Raw genomic sequence first — 18,142 nt, 5'->3', positions numbered from 1 at the left:
GCGTACTCGGAACGTTCAACTTGCAGAGATTCAGTGACTTCCGATTGCGGCAGGCACCAATCAAGAAAGCGGTTGGTATCCAATGGCCCTAGCCATTAGCTGAGGCAAAGCAATGCGTGCTTTCGGGCTTGAACGGCCCGAAAGCACGCAGCGTTATTCTCGGTCTCCGCCCGACGCGAGCCCAAGCTCCGCGATTTCGTCATCTATAGTTACGCCTTCCGAAGCTTGGAGCGGCGAGCTAGCAGTTTCAGTCAAACTTGTAGGAGGCCTGCAGGAACGTGCCCCATCGCTCCATGCGATAGTTCGCAGGAAAGACCCCCAAGGCAACAGGAGAGCTGTCCTCCCGTTGGGCTTCATTGGGGAGTATCTTGCTATGTTTTTGAGTCCACATGGCCCAATACCGGGCGCCGATACCGACGCTGAAATTGTTGGTGAGGAAATATGAGAGAGTACCTTCTACCTGCACACCACCGCCACCGCTCCCGCGTTGATCGCTGAAGAACGTCAAGTCTCGCAACAGATGGTTGTCACGGCCCTGGAAGCTTGTCCAGGGCAGGTAAGCAACATCGGCGCTGACGCGCCAGCGGTCGAGCAACATGGTTTCAGAACTCAGACCGATGCGCAGCGCATTCCAATCAGTGTCTTGGCTGCCGATGACCATCTTTCCGCCAACTGCTTGATGGCATGGCGGTGAGGAAGCGATCTGCGTGCATCCTGTCGTGTCGGAGTTCTGGCCGTAGTAGGTCCAGCCCATGAACCCGCCGACTTTGAAGGCGGTGCCGCGCAAGAAATCGTAACCCGCATCGGCCGTGTAGTACATGAATCTTCCGTTCGCCTGGCCCGATGTCGTGTTGGAATAGGCGAAGCCCGCGCCCCAATCTTCATCGTTCACATTTCCGCTGTTGAAGCGGCCGACGCCGATATTGCCCTTCAGGAATATCCCCCATGGGCTGTCCACACGTTCGAACAACTCACCGGAGATCCCATCCAGCTTGTGATAGGTGAGTCTTGATGCGAGCTCGCTCCCGAAGCCCCATTGAAACTTTCCGCGACTCAGCCAGAAGCGTGTGCCGCTTTCCTGCGACCAACCCCGAGTGAAGGCAATCGGCGACGCGATGACAGTGGGCCTTGCCCCGTATGGCGGCGTCTCGAACCATCCCGGCGTCGTCGGATCAGCACCGAAATGATAGTTAAGAGCAATTTTGCCGATATGATAGCTGCTGGACGGGTGGGTGATGTTGGCTGGGACGGTTGCCAACGGAAGCCTTGCGGTCGGAGGGGTTGCCACACCTGGTCCACCAAACCACAGATAATCGTACTCAAGTCCAACGGACCATGCAGGCGTGATCGCCTGCTCGACGCCGGCGCCGATTGTGCCGCCGACTCGACCATACTCGAAATGAGTTGCATTCTGTGGCGCCCAGCTAAATTCCTGGTTGTTGACGACATCGCCCTGATTGTGTTGCCAGGCCACACCTCCCTTGAGATAAGCCAGGGTATGTCCCTGCGAGCCGAACCCGTAACCGAGGCGCCCGGTGCCGGTGACAAAGACGTTTGGACTCGCATTGCAGGTTGCGCTCACAACAGATCCGGAAACGGCAAGACAGGTGTTGGTACCGTTCGACGCAGCGCCACTGGCATCCACTTCAACGCCAAAGACCCAGCGGTCCTTCTGCCAATTGTAACCGATCTGACCTCCCAGCAGGAACACTGGCGTATCGACGAGGTCCCCATAGAGTGACGGACCGTACGGATCCGTGAATGATGTCCGGCCATAGCCTCCGCCGACGTGCGCGCCGAAATATCCACCGCTCCAGCTCCACAGCACCGCTGGGACTTTTACTGGGGGCTTAAGATCTGCCGAATTGACCGCACCGCTTGCAACGAGCGCAGCTGTTGCTGCACCCCAAGAAAGAGATCGCATCTCACCTCACGAAATACAACGCGCGCGCCATCCTTCAAACCCGAATGGCCGATGTCGTTGGCGCCGCTTCCACGCCCTGATGGTGTGCACGATCCAGGCCAGCGCACGCGACATGCATTGCTTGCGGTGTTCGTTGGCGACGTCGTCTTTGCCTCTCAGGGCTGGCGAAGTTGAAACGCGACGTGTCTGATGACGGACAAAAAGCGCGCACCCCGTGCTCGGCGATTCTGGATTGAATACGTCACCGCTCCCTTGTGATGTGGTTCGTCTCTGGCTCCAGTCTCCTCGCAACCTTGCAATAAGTGCCTTTGAGCTGGACAAGGGCAATGCGAACCCCCAGCGGCCAAGGCGGCCAGTGAGAACTTCCGTTCAAGGATCACGCATCTCGAATGATTAAGCGCTTCGGGGGCGTAAAGTATCGATATTTGCCGGCAAGCGTACCGTTAACGAACTGAAGGCCGTGATCGCCATAGATCATATCCTCACGAACGTAGCCATCGGCTATGGCTTCTTGATTGTTGCCTCCAACTGTCTTTTGAGCGATTGTCATCATCTGCCCGCCTGACGGCGGCCCGAACATGTCAATTGCGGCAGCGCGTTGTGTGCCAAGTTTCAAGGCCTCAAACTGTTTGGCCGGAATTACTCTGGCTGCCTTGATGGGCTCAGCTCTCATTCGCGGGAGATTTTCAGATCCAATTGGCTTACGAGCCACAACCTTCTCGATGCAGTGAGAATGAATTGGAATCCCGGGGTGCGAGTCCCATTTAATGTAATGATCGGACCGTAAGAGTTCCCAGCCGGCTTGCGCATAGATCGCCTCAAGCTCTCCACGCGAGAATGAGTTCTTGTGACCGCATGCCAAACTCTCCGCAGGGATAGGATGGTCTGCTTGATCGAGCGTGTTGGTGAAGCAATGGAACCCCCCAGGCCGTGTCCGGTCCATTAAGACCGTCACGAGCGGTTTCCAGACGGCCCGTTCCGTGAAATGCAACACGCAGTGCGCTATAAAGACGTCGAGGTAAGCAGGCGACTGGAACGTTTCAACAGGAGCAACACCGCTCGTTATATTCACGCCAAGAGCGACTGCGAGCCAATTCAGTTTGGAGACAGCGGCTTCAGATATATCGCTTGCGATGACCTGATGACCAAGCTGAGCCAAATAGAGGACGTTGCGCCCCTCGCCGCAACCCAGCTCGACAATCACACTCTCGGCGCGAAGAGCTGGGGTTATCTCGAAGATTTCGGGACTCGGACCACCCATACACGAGACGTCGTGGTCGGCGTAGCCCGTGTCCCACCAAAAGTGTGAATCCTTCGCCATCTTTTGCATGCCGGACCTTACGCTGCCTGATATTGTTCCTCGAGGGCTGCCATCCTGCCCGAGTAAAACATCCGAGCTATGATGCTGGAGTACTTAAATCCCGTTCGCGTCAGTTGGTAAGCGTCACCATCTGCCAAATTCACGAGTTGCAAAGATTCAAGGGCCTTCAATTCGTCGCCAAAATCAGCCGCGAGCGCTCGTCCGAATACTGCAGCGTAATCACTTCTGCTCAAAGCTGACAACGTGAGGCCAAGCAGGACGTAACGACGCCGAAGATCTTCCGGCGTCAGCCTGATTCCGTGCGATGCTATCGCGTCGGGATCGAAGGGGCGAGCCGAGAAGGCGTTGATGATGGACGAAGCTGCACGCGAGGCTACGGCATAGTCCGTGCTACAATGATATTGGCCAAAATAGCTCCTGGCGCCGGCCCCCACTCCTAGCAGGGGCGTTCCCTTGAAATCCGACGCCTCCTGCCGGTAGGCATGATCGCCAGCGATCCTGGTGAAGCGTGTGAAGGATTCCTGGCGGTAACCTTTGGACTCCATCAGGGCGACGTTCTGATCGTAGACCTCATACTTTTCCGCCTCAGAGAGGAATAGTTTGGGATTGTGCGCCTTCGAGATAGTGATGCTCGTCATCGGACGAACAACAGCGGGATACAGAGAGAGTGTCTGCGGCTCATAGTCGAGCAACCGGCCAAGCGAGGAGATCAAAGAGTCACGGGTTTGACCACGCAAGCCGAAGATCAGATCAAGATTGACGTGAGAAAAACGCGCGATGAGGGCTTTGATTGCCGCTTTTGCAGTCTGCAGCGAATATGGCCTGCCAGAGTGCGCAAGCTCGTCGGGTTCCATGCTTTGGATGCCCATGCTCATTCTGTCGACGCCAAGTGCCTTCAGGCTATCCAGGAGGTTGTTGTCGAAGGAGTCTGGCGTGCTCTCGACCGTAGTCTCACATCGCGAGCTTCGTTTTGGAAAGGCTGCATCGAGAGCGGCGAAAAGCTGACTGAATTGATGCTGCGTCAGAAGGGTTGGAGTGCCGCCGCCGAAATAGATACTTACAACCTCTCGATCTCCGAAGTATTCTCCATATCGAGCGATGTGCTCGACCAGTCGGTTGACGTAAGACGCCCGGGTCTCTCGTCTATGGCGCGTTGTAACAAAAAGCGTGCAGTAGGTGCAGCGATAGCGACAGAACGGAATATGGATATAGATGTTGATTTGCTTTGAGCGATTGGCCTGCTCAACGACGTCAGTTATGCGAATGGGCTGGGGAAAAGCCCGAAATGCTCGCTTCGAAGGATAGCCGTAGACATAGGTTGGCAGCTCCTTGCTCGCTATGTTTGTCCGAAGAAAATCCAGACGATCCATGGCTTAACCCGTTGATTGCCGAAGCAGTTGAATGCCTGAACGCCGTCGTCTCGAGCGCCACAAGTTGATCACTGATGACAATCAGCAGTGTCCCTGGCAGCTGCTAAACCGCATTCAGTATGGCGTTTGCGCCCCTTATGTCTTTAGTCGAATCGTGCGGCTTATGTGCAAGAAGCCAAACGCGCGCATATTAGCTACAGCGGCTGCTGCGCCACGATTCCGACAACTGCTCCCGCAACCGGTCAAGACCACCTTCCCGAAGTTGCGGTCGCTTTATTTAGGAGTTAATTCGGGCAGACCATCGGGTGACATATCGGTCTTCATTGTTGGCTCCTTCAAATGCGTAGATCAGTAAGTAAGGCCGGTTGGCAGCTCCTGCCGCCGCGCAATGAGAGAAACTCAAGAGTCGTGCCAAGTTCGTAAGACGACCCCAGAAAAGTCGTTCTGTATCTTGTTCAACAACTTAACCGCGAGCGCAGCGCCACGTCGGCCGAGCATCACGTGTCGCGGATGCGACGCGATCCGATCCACTTGACCTCAGGACTAAGCACCTAGGCACCCCGGTCACCCGACGTAGCGGATCGTGTTCGACCATCCGACAATCTCCGTCGTTCTTAGGCGACCTGCTTGAGGACTTGAGTGGCCAGGGCAGTAGCTGGTCGACGCGATTTGGCCGTCCGTTAATGATACCTGTCAGGACGTCGGTGAACTATGCGACAGGATTGACGCCGGGCGCCTCAGGTTCAGCTGTCGCCCTTAATCGCTCTTAAGAACGGCGGTCGATCCCGCGTCCTGCCGCCTGCGGGCGGCGCGATGCTGACGCTCCTGCGGCTGCTTTTGCGAAGTTGAGAAGCTGAGGCGTCCGTTTGTCCATTCACATTCGAGCTTTATCGGACGACCTCGATCCGAACGAAACGAGCCTGCAAGCGCGAAGCCGGTGCTGTCCTGGTGAGCGCGCGCTGGTGACTGTCCTCACTGCTAGCAAACGCGGGCTTTGTTATGCCGATGTTGTCGGGTTTGTAACAGCGGTCTGCGGCTAGGTCGGGATCACAACAATGTTCTGATAGGCCGCTCGCGAGCACTATCTGCTTTCGAAGCACGGGCTTTTTCTCTGACGCAGTCTTGGCACGATCATTGCCAAACCCTGGCCGGGCGCCGTCAACGCTAACGGGAACTTCGAGGAGAGCATGAGTGCCGTCTCCACTCGGACTGTCGCAGAAAGCAGGGGCTGCGCTAGCCGTCCACGTCACAGCGATTCTGCAGCCATCCAGCACAGGCTGGCTCGACTTCGCGGAGACCAACGGAACCGTCGCGAGAGCCGTCGCCCCTGGAATGATGTCGTCCGAACTTCTGGCTCAGGTCGCCGCAGTATCGGAGTATGTACCGCGCGGCCATTCTTGCGAGTCGCGATAAGCAGGGGGCATAGCATGAGAGTGCCGGCCAAGCTGCCGTCCAATCGACGCTTCGGCCTCACATTTTGTGCTGTCTTTCTTGCGTTGGGCGTATGCGCGGCCATCAAGGGACAGCTCGCTGCCGCTTACGTGTCGCTCTTTGCGGTTGGTGTCGCATTCGGCGGCATAGCGTTGACCGTCCCGCGAATTCTCGCATCGCCCAACCTGCTCTGGTTCTACTTCGGCCAGTTGCTTGGACGGATCGTCAGCCCGCTGGTTCTGGGCATCATTTATTTCGGGCTTCTAGTACCGATCGCCTTCGTCGCTCGCTTGCTCGGGCGCGATGAGCTTCATTTGAAGCGACGACCGGTCGCAAGTTACTGGATCAGTCGTAGCCCGCCAGGTCCGACGGGGCAGTCCTTCACACACCAGTTCTGAGGCGAATATGTTTCTCTTCATCAAGGAACTCTGGGCTTTCATGCGTGTTCGCAAAAAGATGTGGCTCGCCCCCCCAATTCTTCTCATGGTTGTCGTCGCCGCTCTGCTAGTTCTGGCGCAGGGCTCTGTCATGGCGCCGTTCGTTTACACGCTGTTCTGACCAGTGAATATCCTGGGTATCTCAGCTTACTACCATGACTCGGCCGCTTGTCTCGTCTCAGAGGGCCAACTGGTAGCTGCCGCGCAGGAAGAGCGCTTCACGCGGAAAAAACACGATTCAGGCTTTCCTGCCTGTGCGGCTCGTTACTGTCTCCGCGCTGGAGGGCTATGTCCAACCGACGTCGACTATGTAGTCTTCTACGACAAGCCCTTTAGCAAATTCGAGCGGATATTTGAAACCTATCTAGCTTTCGCGCCAAAGGGATTTAAGAGCTTCGCAACGTCGATGCCGGTTTGGCTAAAGGACAAGCTGTTTCAAAGAACATTGATTGCTGAGGCCCTGAACGAGCACCTCGGGAATGATGTTGATTGGTCGAGCCGACTCCGCTTTTCCGAGCACCATCTCAGTCACGCAGCGTCGGCGTTCTTCCCGTCGCCATTTCACGAAGCAGCAGTGTTAACGATGGATGGTGTCGGAGAGTGGACGACCACCTCGCTTGCGATCGGTAAGGGAAAGGAACTATCAGTCTACAAGGAGATTCACTTTCCGCATTCGCTTGGTTTGTTGTACTCAGCGTTCACGTACTACATCGGTTTCAAGGTGAACTCCGGTGAGTACAAGGTAATGGGACTGGCGCCCTATGGCGAGCCAAAGTATGTGCAACTGATAAAGGAGCACCTGATCGACATCAAGCAGGATGGGTCATTCCACCTGGACATGAGCTTCTTTGACTACTGTACCGGACTAACAATGACCAATAGTCGCTTCGACACGCTATTTGGTGGCCCGGCCAGGCGCCCGGAAACTGCGTTGACGCAGAGGGAGATGGATCTAGCGGCCTCCATTCAGGCCGTTACCGAAGAGGTCGTCCTAAGGCTCGCAAAAGAAATCCGGACTACAACCGGCCAGAGAAATCTCTGCCTCGCAGGAGGAGTGGCGCTTAATTGTGTGGCGAACGGAAAGCTCATGCGGGAGAAGCTCTTCGACAGCATCTGGATTCAGCCGGCATCTGGCGACGCCGGCGGCGCAGTGGGCGCAGCACTGGCTGCCTACCATCTCATGCTTGAAAAGCCGAGGAGCATCCATGCGGGCGACAGCATGAACGGCGCGTACCTCGGACCGGAGTTCAGTCAGCGCGAAATCGAAGAGCGTCTAGGACAGGCGGGCGCGGTATTCACGGCGGAAATCGATGAAGCACTGATTGACAGTGTCGCAAATGCTCTGATCGACGGTAAGGCGGTTGGGTGGATGCAGGGTCGGATGGAGTTCGGCCCGCGAGCGCTCGGCGGACGTTCCATTATTGCTGATCCCCGCTCACCGACTGTCCAGAAGCAACTAAATCGCAAGGTGAAGTATCGCGAGTCGTTCCGCCCATTTGCGCCGAGTGTTTTGCGAGAGGACGTGTCGCAATGGTTTCAGCTTCATTCCGACAGCCCCTATATGCTCCTTGTGGCCGACGTGCTGAGCACCAAGCAGTTGCCGATGTCGGAAAAGCAAAAGCAACTCTTCGGTATCGATAAATTGAACGTCGTGCGCTCGGAAATTCCGGCCGTCACTCACGTGGACTACTCCGCACGCGTGCAGACTGTGGACAACACGACCAATCCGCGGTTTCACAGACTGATATCGAAGTTCAAGGAACTAACCGGATGCCCTGTTCTCGTGAACACCTCATTCAACGTGCGAGGAGAACCGATCGTTTGCACTCCAGAGGATGCGTTCCGCTGTTTCATGGGGACGGACATCGAAATGCTGGCCGTTGGCAATTCGCTCTTACGGAAGGAAGACCAGAGCAGAACGCTAATGAAGAACTATCGTCGTTGCTATGAACTCGACTAGAACGCGACGCGTTCAAGCTGTGCGCCCGGCAGCCGTCATGTTTTCTACCTCCTGTACGAACGATTTCAGCGCGCATTTCGAGGAAAACCATCCACATGGATGTCAAAACAAAAAACGCAATCTTCGGAATGCTTTCAATCGCTACTAGCCTGATTACGGCTGTCGCCCTACTGGAATTCTATGTGCGTCTAACCCAGGCAGACGGCACCAACTTTGACATCGAAATGTGGCGCTACGCGAAAGACCTGAAAGTGGTTAGTGACATACCCGGCGCAGGGCACGAACATAGCCCTGGAAAGCGTGGAGTTTACATGGGGGTGCCAGTCACAATCAACTCAGCAGGTTGGCGCGATCGCGAACATTCCGTGGAGAAAGAGAATGGCACAGTCCGAATCATGATGCTGGGCGACTCCTTGACGTTTGGATGGGGCGCAAGACCTGAAGACGTCACATCATACCGATTGGAAAGATTGCTGAACGCGAAGGAAAAGAAATTCGAGGTCATAAATGCTGGGATTGGAAATGCCAACACAGCTATGGAAGCGACGTACTTCATGAAAAAGGCTTACGTATACAAGCCTGACATCGTCGTACTGAACTATTTTATCAATGACGCAGAGCCAACGCCGCGAAGGACGGAGAATTTCCTTCTAGAGCACTTCTATTCAGCAGTATTCATCGCGGGTCGTTTCGATGCCCTTCTGCGAACATACTTCGGCAAGGCGGATTGGCAGCACTATTATCGCGGTCTCTACCAAGCGAATGAACCCGGCTGGTTGGTTGCACAAGCTGCCCTGAAAGAACTTGCGAGCTATTGCAAGGCGCGAAACATCAAACTCATTGTAGTGAACTACCCGGAACTGCACGAGCTGTCCCCATATCCGTTTCAGGATATAACGAGTCTCGTTGCCTCCAAGGTGAAAGCGCTCAGTATACCATTTCTCGACCTTCTTCCGGCTGTGGAAAATCAAGCCCCACAGTCCCTCTGGGTCACGAACACAGACTCCCACCCAAACGGTAAAGCGGCCGGACTCTACGCCGAGTCAATTATGAGAGTCCTAGTGGCCCAAATTCCCGAAGACTTTCGAGGCTCTGTAAATTGAAGGAATCCTCTTCCACGGAAAACCGTTTGGAAGCAGATGCGCTGCTGAGAACGGCCGCTGTGAGGACGAGGGTCGTTCGCTTGACGGCCCTATTGAACGAGATATGGGCAATCCTTGGTGTCGCTCTTCTTTTGCTGACGACTCTGGAAGTGTCGCTGACATCCTACTACGAGAGAGCTGACAAGACAGAACGTCAAAGCGCCGCCAAGGCTGCAGCCAATTCTGGCGTATATGCAAATCCCGAGCTGGCGGAAGAATACTTCAAAGAACTCACCGATGCCAAGGCGCGGGTGTGGGCTTCATATACGCAATCACAACAAACGGACTATGCGGGCAAATTCATTAACGTACACGAAGGCACCAGAAGAACGTGGCACTCCGAGGCAATCAAGGACGATAAGCGTACCAGGTTGAAAATATTCTTTTTTGGCGGGTCGACTTTGTGGGGGCTTGGATCTAGGGACGACTTCACCATTCCCTCCCTTGTCGCCAAAATGTTAGCCGAAAATGGAATCAGCGCTGACGTCACCAATTATGCAGTCATTGGGGATGTAACGACCCAAAGCTTGATTCGCCTCGTTCTCGAATTGAGAAAGCGGAATGTTCCTGATTTGGTGGTCTTTTACGGCGGATCGGTTGAGGCTTTCTCCGCTTGTTATGAAGGAGAACCGGGCGTTCCGCTTGGCAACTCAAACCTCGAAAAAATATCTCCTAAAAAGGAGGCAAAAGCGCGCATAAGCATAAGGTTGGAAAACTTCGCGCTGATAAGACTGCTCACCGGCAAAACACAGCTCGCCGGGTGCTCGAAAAAACTGGACGTGTTGTCTGACGGAGCTCTAGATGTCTATCTAGGGAATGTTCGGTTTATAGAGGCTATTTCAAGGAGCTTATCCTTCAGAACATTATTCTACCTTGAGCCTCAGCTGTCTGATAAAACACACAGGACAAAATATGAAGAGGATCAGCTTTTAAAATCAGAGAAACGGCTTCCAGGAAAAAACGATCTTTACTCTCTGATGAGAAGCAAGTTGGTCAAGAGAGAAGATGAGAGTTTGGAGCAAAACGTGTTTCATGACTTACGTACTATCTTTGCCGATGTTGCCAACCCGATTTACATGGACGGCGGGCATTATGGCGAGGATGGAAATGACCGGATATCTCGGAAGATCGCCGCCGACATATTGGCACTACATGCTCCGCCGAAGTGAACAACAGCGCTGGACCCGGTTGTCTGAACAGAGTTTTCAGCGCACGCTCCGCGCTCATGAGCAGGAACAGCCGCCGGCATCACGGCATCTACCACCGCCGGAACAACCTGTACTTCTTCTTCGCAATAACCGCCTGCTGCTTCTCGCAATGGATGTCGCCGGCCGAACAACTGGTGCGGCGACAATCCATACCGTCGCGCTACCCAACGGACCAAGTCGCCGCTCGCTACGACTACAGGGCAATGACTTCTTTGTCACGGAAGACGAGATGACGACGAGCCGGTTGTCTGGCCGCTCGTGTCGAGATGATCTTGACGGATTTTGAACAGCGCCAAGATCGCTATAGGGATGTCAGGCCTCGGCGATGAGGCTGGTGCGATGAAGGGCGGCAGTCCGTATCGAGCTTGTTAGTTGCTCGGGAAAGTCCCTAGGAAGGGCTTTGAGCACATCATTAAACGCTGTTTCGAACGTTTCTGCGAGATCCTTGAAGATGGAGCGTACGACGGCAAGCCCGACGCCGGAGATCTCGGCCGTCTGTATGAAGTGCCGAGGTAGGATTTCATTCACGGTGTAGTGTCGGCTCTTGCCGACCGACATCGCAAGCTTAAGTGCCTTGGGTTGAATTTGCTTCGCGTCCAGACTGGGTTGTGCACTTAGCACGTCATAAAGTGGTGTCAGACGAAAGCGGCCTCCGGGGCCGAGAAAGATGCTGAAATTCTTGGCGTGACCGTCAGTTGCTCCAATCAGCCAGAACACGATGCTCGCACGGAGCAACATCGTGAGATCTTGAGTTGGTGCATCGCTTCCTTTCAGCAGCTCCAGAATGTCTTTTAGTCCGGGCCCGCCATCCGACTGGTATTTTCTGGTCGGCGGCACCGACAACGCTTGGCAGCAATCCTCCTGGGGCAGGCGGAGTAATCGCTTGTCTCTTGTCCAGCGGCGATCAAAACGCTCGACAACGAGCGTCCGGCGGCCTCCAAAATCAGTCATCTCGACGTTCGCTGCCGGGATACCAAGAGCTGAAATGAGTTTGAGGCAGAAGAATTCGTTCTCGACGCTGTTTGAGAGATCGATGCCGTTCGGCAAGCGCCCTATTTGCGGCTTCAGGATATGGGTGGTGGCGGTGGTCCCCACCGGCTTGTACCATTTGCCGTCCTGGCGCAGCAAAGCGGTCTTTTCCTGCGCACCGGCGATGGAAATTCGAAAATCTTCGTCCTCATCGAGACCGAGCGGAGCCGCTGCCAGATTCTGAATGATATGCGCGACTTCATCGTCACTGATGAGCTTATCTTCGATCTTGCCCGCCGGTCCCGGATCGATGCCTTCCGGTAGAAATTGGAGTGCGCCGACACAGTCATGTCCGAGAGCCGAGAGCATGCTGTAGGCGTCGGTACCGGTCGCGCCGACACGTTCAGCGACGCGCCTGCGTATCGGTTCACTGTCCGGCAGCAGGTTGTCGAACACGTTGATGACCGGAGCACCGATATAGCGGTCCTCGCGAAGGGGGAGGGAGAGCGAGATCGGGAAGGTCGACTGCCATGAGAGCCATTGCGCGTCGTAGCGAAAGTCGATGGCGCCGCTGGACTCGCGCTTGAGTACGCCGACCAGGCGGCCATTTACGAACACGTTTAACGGAGCGTTGACTTTCGGACGGGGCATTAGAATGCGCTCTCGATATCGGCCGCACTCGCTTTACTTCGCGGGCGAACCACCAATTCCAAGTCAAGGGCAGCCAGCGCTTCCATGAGGGTGTGGAGTTGAACGGCGGGTGCACCCGCCTCAAGCCGGGAGACGGTTCCCTGACGCAGATGGATGTTTTTTCCGAGCGCGGATTGCGTCAGTCCGGCCTGCTTGCGAGCCCTTCGTAGAATGGCTCCCAGTTGTCTTTCGGTGCGGGCGATGTGCTGCGGCATGTGAACCTCGAGCGCCAATATACGCGACTGCGTATACATGGTCAATATACGCATGTGCGTATATCGAGAAAATAAGCGCAAGCGCGTATAAAACAAAAATATACGCAGTCGCGTATTTCCGGCCGCTCCTTCAAATGTTCCTCTTCCGAAACGACCGAGCACTTTTCTCAGCCAATTCGGACCGAAACCGTCAGCAAGCTTTCGCCATCTCATTCATGAGAAGCTTCGGCGTGAGTCTGATTTCTACTTAGACGCTGAAAGACCGTGCCGCCTACAGCGGCCCGTCGGCATCGACGGAATTGCGCGGCCGGAAATTCCAGGTGGTCGGCGCAATGATTCTAATAGCGCTCGATCCTGCCATCGCCGACCGCCACCAATGCCTGGCTGCCGTGCGCGGCCCTCGATCAAGCCGACATGGGCTTCATCAGGCGTTTCGCGTTCTGGCAGAACGGCTGTTCGATGAAAGCGTCAATGAGCCGGAGAACGAGCAGGGAGATGACGACTTCCAGCCGGTTGTTTGGAATCTCCCTGTTTGCGCCATGTTGCGGGAGAAGTGAGTTCGCGAACGATACTGCAAGATATTTCTGAACCGCTAGGTATGCTTTCCGTAAACCTCGTTGCCAGCTGCAAATCGAATTGTTCCGTTTCTCACAGTCGCGATCTCTTCGCGCACAGTGAATTGGGCGATTCAAATCCGTAACATCTTGGTCTCCCCAGTCTCCGCGCGCCGCTGCGGTTGGCCTGCTTCTTGCTGTCCTTGTTGAATCGACAACTCAAAGCCCACGACGGGAGGGGCATGGGCGCGGCAATGGAAACATTTTACAGCGTGATCAGGCGGCAGGGCATCACGCGTCGGAGTTTTCACAAATTCTGCAGCCTGACGGCGACGAGCCTCGGGCTTGAGCCGTTGGCGGCGGATCGCATCGCCAACGCGCTCGAAACCAAACCGCGTGTGCCGGTGATCTGGATGCATGGTCTTGAATGCACCTGCTGCTCGGAGAGCTTCATCCGCTCCGCGCATCCGTTGGCGAAGGATGCCGTGCTGTCGATGATCTCGCTCGATTATGACGATACCATCATGGCGGCTGCAGGCCATCAGGCGGAAGCGATCCTCAAAGAGACCCGCGCCAAACACAAGGGTCAGTACATTCTTGCCGTGGAAGGCAATCCGCCGCTGAACGAGGGCGGCATGTTCTGCATCGACGGCGGCAAGCCCTTTCTCGAGAAGCTTAAGATGATGGCCGACGACGCTATGGCGATCATTGCCTGGGGCGCATGCGCGTCCTGGGGGTGCGTGCAGGCGGCCAAACCCAATCCGACGCAGGCCACGCCCATCGACAAGGTCATCACCAACAAGCCGATCATCAAGGTGCCAGGATGCCCCCCGATCGCCGAAGTGATGACCGGCGTCATCACCTTCATCACGACCTTCGGCAAGCTGCCGGAGCTCGACCGTCATGGCCGGCCGAAAATGTTCTACTCACAGCGCATTCACGACAAGTGCTATCGGCGATCGCATTTCGATGCCGGGCAGTTCGTCGAGGAGTGGGACGACGAGGCGGCGCGCAAGGGATATTGCCTCTACAAGATGGGCTGCAAGGGCCCGACCACCTACAACGCCTGCTCGACCGTGCGCTGGAACGGCGGCGTGTCCTTCCCGATCCAGTCGGGCCACGGCTGCATCGGCTGCTCCGAGGACGGCTTCTGGGACAAGGGCTCGTTCTACGATCGCCTGACCAACATCAAGCAGTTTGGCATCGAGAAGAACGCTGACCAGATCGGCGTGGCTGCGGCCGCCGCCGTCGGTGCCGCCGTGGCGGTGCACGCGGCCATGACCGCAGTGAAGCGGCTCGCCTCCAAGCGCGCAGACGCAAATCAAGATCGTTAGTCGATTTCAGGGGATGTAACGATGCGCATCCAGACACCGAACGGATTCAAACTCGACAATTCCGGCAAGCGCATTGTCGTCGATCCGGTCACTCGCATCGAAGGTCACATGCGCCTCGAGGTCAATGTCGACGCAAATAACGTCATCCGGAACGCCGTATCCACAGGCACCATGTGGCGCGGCATCGAAGTCATCCTGAAGGATCGCGATCCGCGCGACGCCTGGGCCTTCACCGAACGGATCTGCGGCGTGTGCACCGGCACGCACGCCCTGACGTCGGTGCGTGCGGTCGAGAATGCGCTCGGAATCACCATTCCGGAGAATGCCAACTCGATCCGCAACCTGATGCAGCTCGCGCTGCAGGTGCACGATCATGTCGTTCATTTCTATCACCTGCACGCGCTGGATTGGGTCGACGTGGTCTCGGCGCTCTCGGCCGACCCGCGGGCGACTTCCACGCTCGCGCAGTCGATCTCGAATTGGCCGTTGTCCTCGCCTGGCTACTTCAAGGACCTCCAGACCCGCCTCAAGAAGTTCGTCGAGTCGGGGCAGTTGGGTCCTTTCAAGAACGGCTACTGGGGCAGCAAGGCCTACAAATTGCCGCCCGAAGCCAATCTGATGGCTGTGGCACATTATCTGGAAGCGCTCGATTTCCAGAAGGAAATCGTAAAGATCCACACCATCTTCGGCGGCAAGAATCCTCATCCGAACTGGCTCGTCGGCGGGGTGCCCTGTCCGATCAATGTCGACGGTACCGGCGCGGTCGGAGCCATCAACATGGAGCGGCTGAACCTGATCTCGTCAATCATCGATCGTCTGATCGAATTCAACGAGCAGGTTTACTTGCCTGACGTGGCGGCGATCGGGTCATTCTACAAGGATTGGCTCTATGGCGGTGGTCTTTCGGGCAAGAGCGTGCTCACCTATGGCGACGTGCCGGAACACGCCAACGACTACGCCTCAAAGAACCTGAAGCTGCCGCGAGGGGCCATTATCAACGGCAATCTCTCGGAGGTGTTTCCTGTCGACCATGCCAACACCGACGAGATACAGGAATTCGTCGTTCACTCCTGGTACAAATATCCCGACGAGACCAAGGGCCTGCATCCCTGGGATGGGGTCACCGAGCCGAACTACGTGCTCGGGCCCAATGCGAAGGGCACCAAGACGGCGATCGAGCAGCTCGATGAGGGCGGCAAATATTCCTGGATCAAGGCGCCGCGTTGGCGAGGCCACGCCATGGAGGTCGGTCCGCTCGCGCGCTGGGTCGTCGGTTATGCCCAGAACAAGGCGGAGTTCAAGGATCCGGTCGACAAATTCCTGAAGGACCTTGACCTGCCGCTGTCGGCGCTGTTCTCGACGCTCGGCCGCACCGCGGCGCGCGCGCTGGAATCGGTCTGGGCCGGGCGCCAGATGCGCTATTTCCAGGATAAGCTCGTCGCCAATATCAAGGCCGGCGATAGCTCGACCGCCAACGTCGACAAGTGGAAGCCGGAGGGCTGGCCAAAGGAGGCCAAGGGCTTTGGCTTTACCGAGGCGCCGCGCGGCGCGCTCGCGCACTGGATCAAGATCAAGGAAACCAAGATCGACAACTACCAGTGCGTGGTGCCCACCACGTGGAATGGCTCGCCGCGCGATCCCAAGGGAAATATCGGCGCATTCGAGGCCTCCTTGATAGATACGCCGATGATGAATCCCGAGCAGCCGCTCGAGATCCTTCGCACCATTCATTCCTTCGATCCGTGCCTGGCGTGCTCGACGCACGTCATGAGTCCGGATGGCCGGGAACTGGCGAGCGTCAAGGTCAGGTAAACCAGGGATGAAGCACCATGATGGATGCGGTTGAACGTCCCGCGGCATCCGAGCCGGATCTCGCCGCGATCGCAGCGGACGCGGTCGGTGGACATGCGATCGGGCGTCCCACCGTCTATGTCTACGAAGCGCCGGTGCGAATCTGCCACTGGGTGAATGCGTTCTCGATCGTCGCGTTGATGGTGACCGGCTACCTGATCGGAATGCCGTTGCCATCGGTGGAAGGCGAGGCGTCGGCGAACTTCGTAATGGGCTACATCCGTTTCGCCCACTTCGCGGCTGGTCAGGTGCTGGCAGTGTTCTTCATCACCCGCGTCTTCTGGGCTTTCGTCGGCAACCATCATTCCCGGCAGATCTTCTATCTGCCGGCTCATCGCAAGCAGTTCTGGCGAGAAATACTGGATGAAATCCGCTGGTACGCGTTCCTGGAACACGAGCCGAAAATGTATGTCGGCCACAATCCGTTGGCGCGGGCCGGGATGTTCACGGGCTTCACGCTGTTTGTGGCCTACATGATCATCACCGGCTTTGCGCTCTATTCGGAAGGCAGCGGAATCGATAGCTGGCAGCACAAGCTGTTCGGCTGGGTGTTCGCGATCTGGCCGAACAGCCAGGATGTGCACACCTGGCATCATCTCGGCATGTGGGCGCTCGTGGCGTTCGTCATAGTGCACATCTATGCCGCGATCCGCGAAGACATCATGTCGCGCCAGAGCGTCATCTCCTCGATGGTCTCTGGCGAACGGCAATTCCGCGACTGAAGCCGGAAACCAGGCCTTATGCCCACATCTTCAACAGACCGCATTCTGGTGCTCGGGATCGGCAATATCTTGTGGGCCGATGAGGGGTTTGGCGTACGGGCGGCGGAGGAATTCCACCGCCGCTACGTCGTATCGGACAACGTCACCATTCTCGACGGCGGGACGCAGGGCCTCTACCTCGTCAGCTATCTGGAAGAGGCCGATCGTCTGATCGTGTTCGACGCGATCGACTATGGGCTCGAGCCGGGAGAGTTGAAGCTGGTGCGCGACGAGGAAGTTCCGCGTTTCACGGGCGCGAAGAAGATGAGCTTGCATCAGACCGGATTTCAGGAAGTCATCAGCGCGGCGGATCTGCTCGGGCGCTGCCCGAAGCATCTCGCGTTGATCGGCTGCCAACCGCGCGATCTCGAAGCCTGGGGCGGCCCTTTGACCAAGCCGGTGAGCGATCAGATCGGGCCGGCGATCGAGCTGGTCTGCGCAATCCTGACTGAGTGGGGCGCGACGGCGAGTCCCCGCAGCGAGCCGCTGCCGGAGTCCGAACAGCTGCTCGCCAACGATATCGACCATCAGCACTACGAGATGAGGATGCGGCCGGTCTGACCGGCGTGCGCGACCGGAGACGCGGGATGTGCCTCGGCCTGCCGATGACGATTGTTGAGACCGATGGGGTTTCGGCGCTATGCGCGTTTCGCGGCGAGCGGCGGCGCATCTCGATGCTTTTGCTCTCCAATCCGCCGGTCGGCACCAAGGTGCTCGTCCATATCGACACTGCGATCCGTCGGCTCGATGAGGCAGAGGCGCGACTGATCGCTGATGCGATCGAGGGGCTGACTGCGGTGCTCGGTGGCGAGGATTGCGACCGTTTCTTCGCCGACCTCATCGAGCGAGAGCCGCAACTGCCCGAGCATCTCCGGCTCGGTTAGGCCAGCGGCCGACCTTTCCAAATCCGGTCTTCGATGTAACCCGAGTCGCTGGCGGCTCCGGTTGGTCCGCCGCGGATGAAAGACAAGCTTC

Annotated in this window: 16 protein-coding genes; 11 read left to right on the top strand and 5 right to left on the bottom strand. The window is 56.8% G+C overall.

Annotated elements, in window-relative coordinates:
• Positions 1-247 precede the first annotated feature (247 nt).
• The 3 genes from H1B27_RS08645 to H1B27_RS08635 all read right to left on the bottom strand — a co-directional run bounded on the left by H1B27_RS08645 (position 248) and on the right by H1B27_RS08635 (position 4,615).
• A complete protein-coding gene (locus tag H1B27_RS08645; protein WP_197965735.1) occupies positions 248-1,924 on the bottom strand; it encodes an outer membrane beta-barrel protein in 1,677 nt (558 codons plus the stop codon).
• 376 nt (positions 1,925-2,300) lie between these two features.
• Positions 2,301-3,245 (bottom strand): methyltransferase domain-containing protein, encoded by a 945-nt coding sequence (locus H1B27_RS08640; RefSeq protein WP_197965734.1) that lies wholly within the window; start codon positions 3,243-3,245, stop codon positions 2,301-2,303.
• A gap of 17 nt (positions 3,246-3,262) precedes the next feature.
• On the bottom strand, positions 3,263-4,615 hold the full coding sequence (locus tag H1B27_RS08635; protein ID WP_197965733.1) for a coproporphyrinogen-III oxidase family protein: 1,353 nt from the start codon (positions 4,613-4,615) through the stop codon (positions 3,263-3,265).
• A gap of 1,427 nt (positions 4,616-6,042) precedes the next feature.
• Here H1B27_RS08635 and H1B27_RS08630 point away from each other — a divergent pair.
• The 5 genes from H1B27_RS08630 (at position 6,043) to H1B27_RS08610 (ending at position 10,754) form a co-directional block, all read left to right on the top strand.
• Entirely contained in the window at positions 6,043-6,444 is a 402-nt protein-coding gene (locus tag H1B27_RS08630) for an SxtJ family membrane protein (RefSeq protein ID WP_197965732.1), read from the top strand.
• Positions 6,445-6,451: 7 nt separating this feature from the next.
• Positions 6,452-6,604, top strand: coding sequence for a DUF5989 family protein (locus tag H1B27_RS08625; RefSeq protein ID WP_197965731.1), 153 nt, complete (start codon positions 6,452-6,454; stop codon positions 6,602-6,604).
• Between the two features lie 3 nt (positions 6,605-6,607).
• Entirely contained in the window at positions 6,608-8,443 is a 1,836-nt protein-coding gene (locus H1B27_RS08620) for a carbamoyltransferase family protein (protein ID WP_197965730.1), read from the top strand.
• Positions 8,444-8,538: 95 nt separating this feature from the next.
• The gene (locus tag H1B27_RS08615) at positions 8,539-9,546 is read left to right on the top strand and encodes an SGNH/GDSL hydrolase family protein (RefSeq protein ID WP_197965729.1); all 1,008 of its coding nucleotides are present in this window, start codon (positions 8,539-8,541) and stop codon (positions 9,544-9,546) included.
• An 80-nt stretch (positions 9,547-9,626) separates the two neighbouring features.
• A complete protein-coding gene (locus tag H1B27_RS08610; RefSeq protein ID WP_197965728.1) occupies positions 9,627-10,754 on the top strand; it encodes an SGNH/GDSL hydrolase family protein in 1,128 nt (375 codons plus the stop codon).
• Between the two features lie 351 nt (positions 10,755-11,105).
• On the opposite strand, the gene H1B27_RS08605 is transcribed toward H1B27_RS08610, so the two are convergent.
• Both H1B27_RS08605 and H1B27_RS08600 read right to left on the bottom strand, forming a co-directional pair.
• Positions 11,106-12,413, bottom strand: coding sequence for a type II toxin-antitoxin system HipA family toxin (locus H1B27_RS08605; RefSeq protein WP_197965727.1), 1,308 nt, complete (start codon positions 12,411-12,413; stop codon positions 11,106-11,108).
• Positions 12,413-12,667: a helix-turn-helix domain-containing protein gene (locus H1B27_RS08600; protein WP_197965726.1), complete on the bottom strand. Its 255-nt coding sequence runs from the start codon at positions 12,665-12,667 to the stop codon at positions 12,413-12,415. Before H1B27_RS08600 ends, H1B27_RS08605 begins: the two co-directional genes overlap by 1 nt.
• Before the next feature lie 320 nt (positions 12,668-12,987).
• Here H1B27_RS08600 and H1B27_RS08595 point away from each other — a divergent pair, with 320 nt between their 5' ends.
• The 6 genes from H1B27_RS08595 (at position 12,988) to H1B27_RS08570 (ending at position 18,051) form a co-directional block, all read left to right on the top strand.
• Positions 12,988-13,224 (top strand): hypothetical protein, encoded by a 237-nt coding sequence (locus tag H1B27_RS08595; RefSeq protein ID WP_197965725.1) that lies wholly within the window; start codon positions 12,988-12,990, stop codon positions 13,222-13,224.
• A 239-nt stretch (positions 13,225-13,463) separates the two neighbouring features.
• A complete protein-coding gene (locus tag H1B27_RS08590; RefSeq protein WP_283816948.1) occupies positions 13,464-14,555 on the top strand; it encodes a hydrogenase small subunit in 1,092 nt (363 codons plus the stop codon).
• 21 nt (positions 14,556-14,576) lie between these two features.
• Positions 14,577-16,367, top strand: coding sequence for a nickel-dependent hydrogenase large subunit (locus tag H1B27_RS08585; protein WP_197965723.1), 1,791 nt, complete (start codon positions 14,577-14,579; stop codon positions 16,365-16,367).
• A gap of 17 nt (positions 16,368-16,384) precedes the next feature.
• Positions 16,385-17,128, top strand: coding sequence for a Ni/Fe-hydrogenase, b-type cytochrome subunit (cybH, locus tag H1B27_RS08580; protein ID WP_197965722.1), 744 nt, complete (start codon positions 16,385-16,387; stop codon positions 17,126-17,128).
• An 18-nt stretch (positions 17,129-17,146) separates the two neighbouring features.
• Positions 17,147-17,728 (top strand): HyaD/HybD family hydrogenase maturation endopeptidase, encoded by a 582-nt coding sequence (locus H1B27_RS08575; protein ID WP_197965721.1) that lies wholly within the window; start codon positions 17,147-17,149, stop codon positions 17,726-17,728.
• 26 nt (positions 17,729-17,754) lie between these two features.
• Positions 17,755-18,051, top strand: coding sequence for a HypC/HybG/HupF family hydrogenase formation chaperone (locus H1B27_RS08570; protein ID WP_197965720.1), 297 nt, complete (start codon positions 17,755-17,757; stop codon positions 18,049-18,051).
• Positions 18,052-18,142 lie beyond the last annotated feature (91 nt).

Source organism: Bradyrhizobium diversitatis (assembly GCF_016031635.1).
GTDB classification, from domain to species: domain Bacteria; phylum Pseudomonadota; class Alphaproteobacteria; order Rhizobiales; family Xanthobacteraceae; genus Bradyrhizobium; species Bradyrhizobium diversitatis.
The sequence above is the reverse complement of the archived record's forward strand: the minus strand, read 5'-3'. Positions and strand labels throughout refer to the sequence as shown.

What these genes read in the sequence shown, in the direction of transcription:
- H1B27_RS08630 (WP_197965732.1), top strand. Translation starts at nt 6,043, where the DNA reads ATGAGAGTGCCGGCCAAGCTGCCGTCCAATCGACGCTTCGGCCTCACA.
- H1B27_RS08600 (WP_197965726.1), bottom strand. Translation starts at nt 12,667, where the DNA reads ATGCCGCAGCACATCGCCCGCACCGAAAGACAACTGGGAGCCATTCTA.
- H1B27_RS08640 (WP_197965734.1), bottom strand. Translation starts at nt 3,245, where the DNA reads ATGGCGAAGGATTCACACTTTTGGTGGGACACGGGCTACGCCGACCAC.
- H1B27_RS08625 (WP_197965731.1), top strand. Translation starts at nt 6,452, where the DNA reads ATGTTTCTCTTCATCAAGGAACTCTGGGCTTTCATGCGTGTTCGCAAA.
- H1B27_RS08575 (WP_197965721.1), top strand. Translation starts at nt 17,147, where the DNA reads ATGCCCACATCTTCAACAGACCGCATTCTGGTGCTCGGGATCGGCAAT.
- cybH (WP_197965722.1), top strand. Translation starts at nt 16,385, where the DNA reads ATGATGGATGCGGTTGAACGTCCCGCGGCATCCGAGCCGGATCTCGCC.
- H1B27_RS08585 (WP_197965723.1), top strand. Translation starts at nt 14,577, where the DNA reads ATGCGCATCCAGACACCGAACGGATTCAAACTCGACAATTCCGGCAAG.
- H1B27_RS08570 (WP_197965720.1), top strand. Translation starts at nt 17,755, where the DNA reads ATGTGCCTCGGCCTGCCGATGACGATTGTTGAGACCGATGGGGTTTCG.
- H1B27_RS08635 (WP_197965733.1), bottom strand. Translation starts at nt 4,615, where the DNA reads ATGGATCGTCTGGATTTTCTTCGGACAAACATAGCGAGCAAGGAGCTG.
- H1B27_RS08590 (WP_283816948.1), top strand. Translation starts at nt 13,464, where the DNA reads ATGGGCGCGGCAATGGAAACATTTTACAGCGTGATCAGGCGGCAGGGC.
- H1B27_RS08615 (WP_197965729.1), top strand. Translation starts at nt 8,539, where the DNA reads ATGGATGTCAAAACAAAAAACGCAATCTTCGGAATGCTTTCAATCGCT.
- H1B27_RS08645 (WP_197965735.1), bottom strand. Translation starts at nt 1,924, where the DNA reads ATGCGATCTCTTTCTTGGGGTGCAGCAACAGCTGCGCTCGTTGCAAGC.
- H1B27_RS08605 (WP_197965727.1), bottom strand. Translation starts at nt 12,413, where the DNA reads ATGCCCCGTCCGAAAGTCAACGCTCCGTTAAACGTGTTCGTAAATGGC.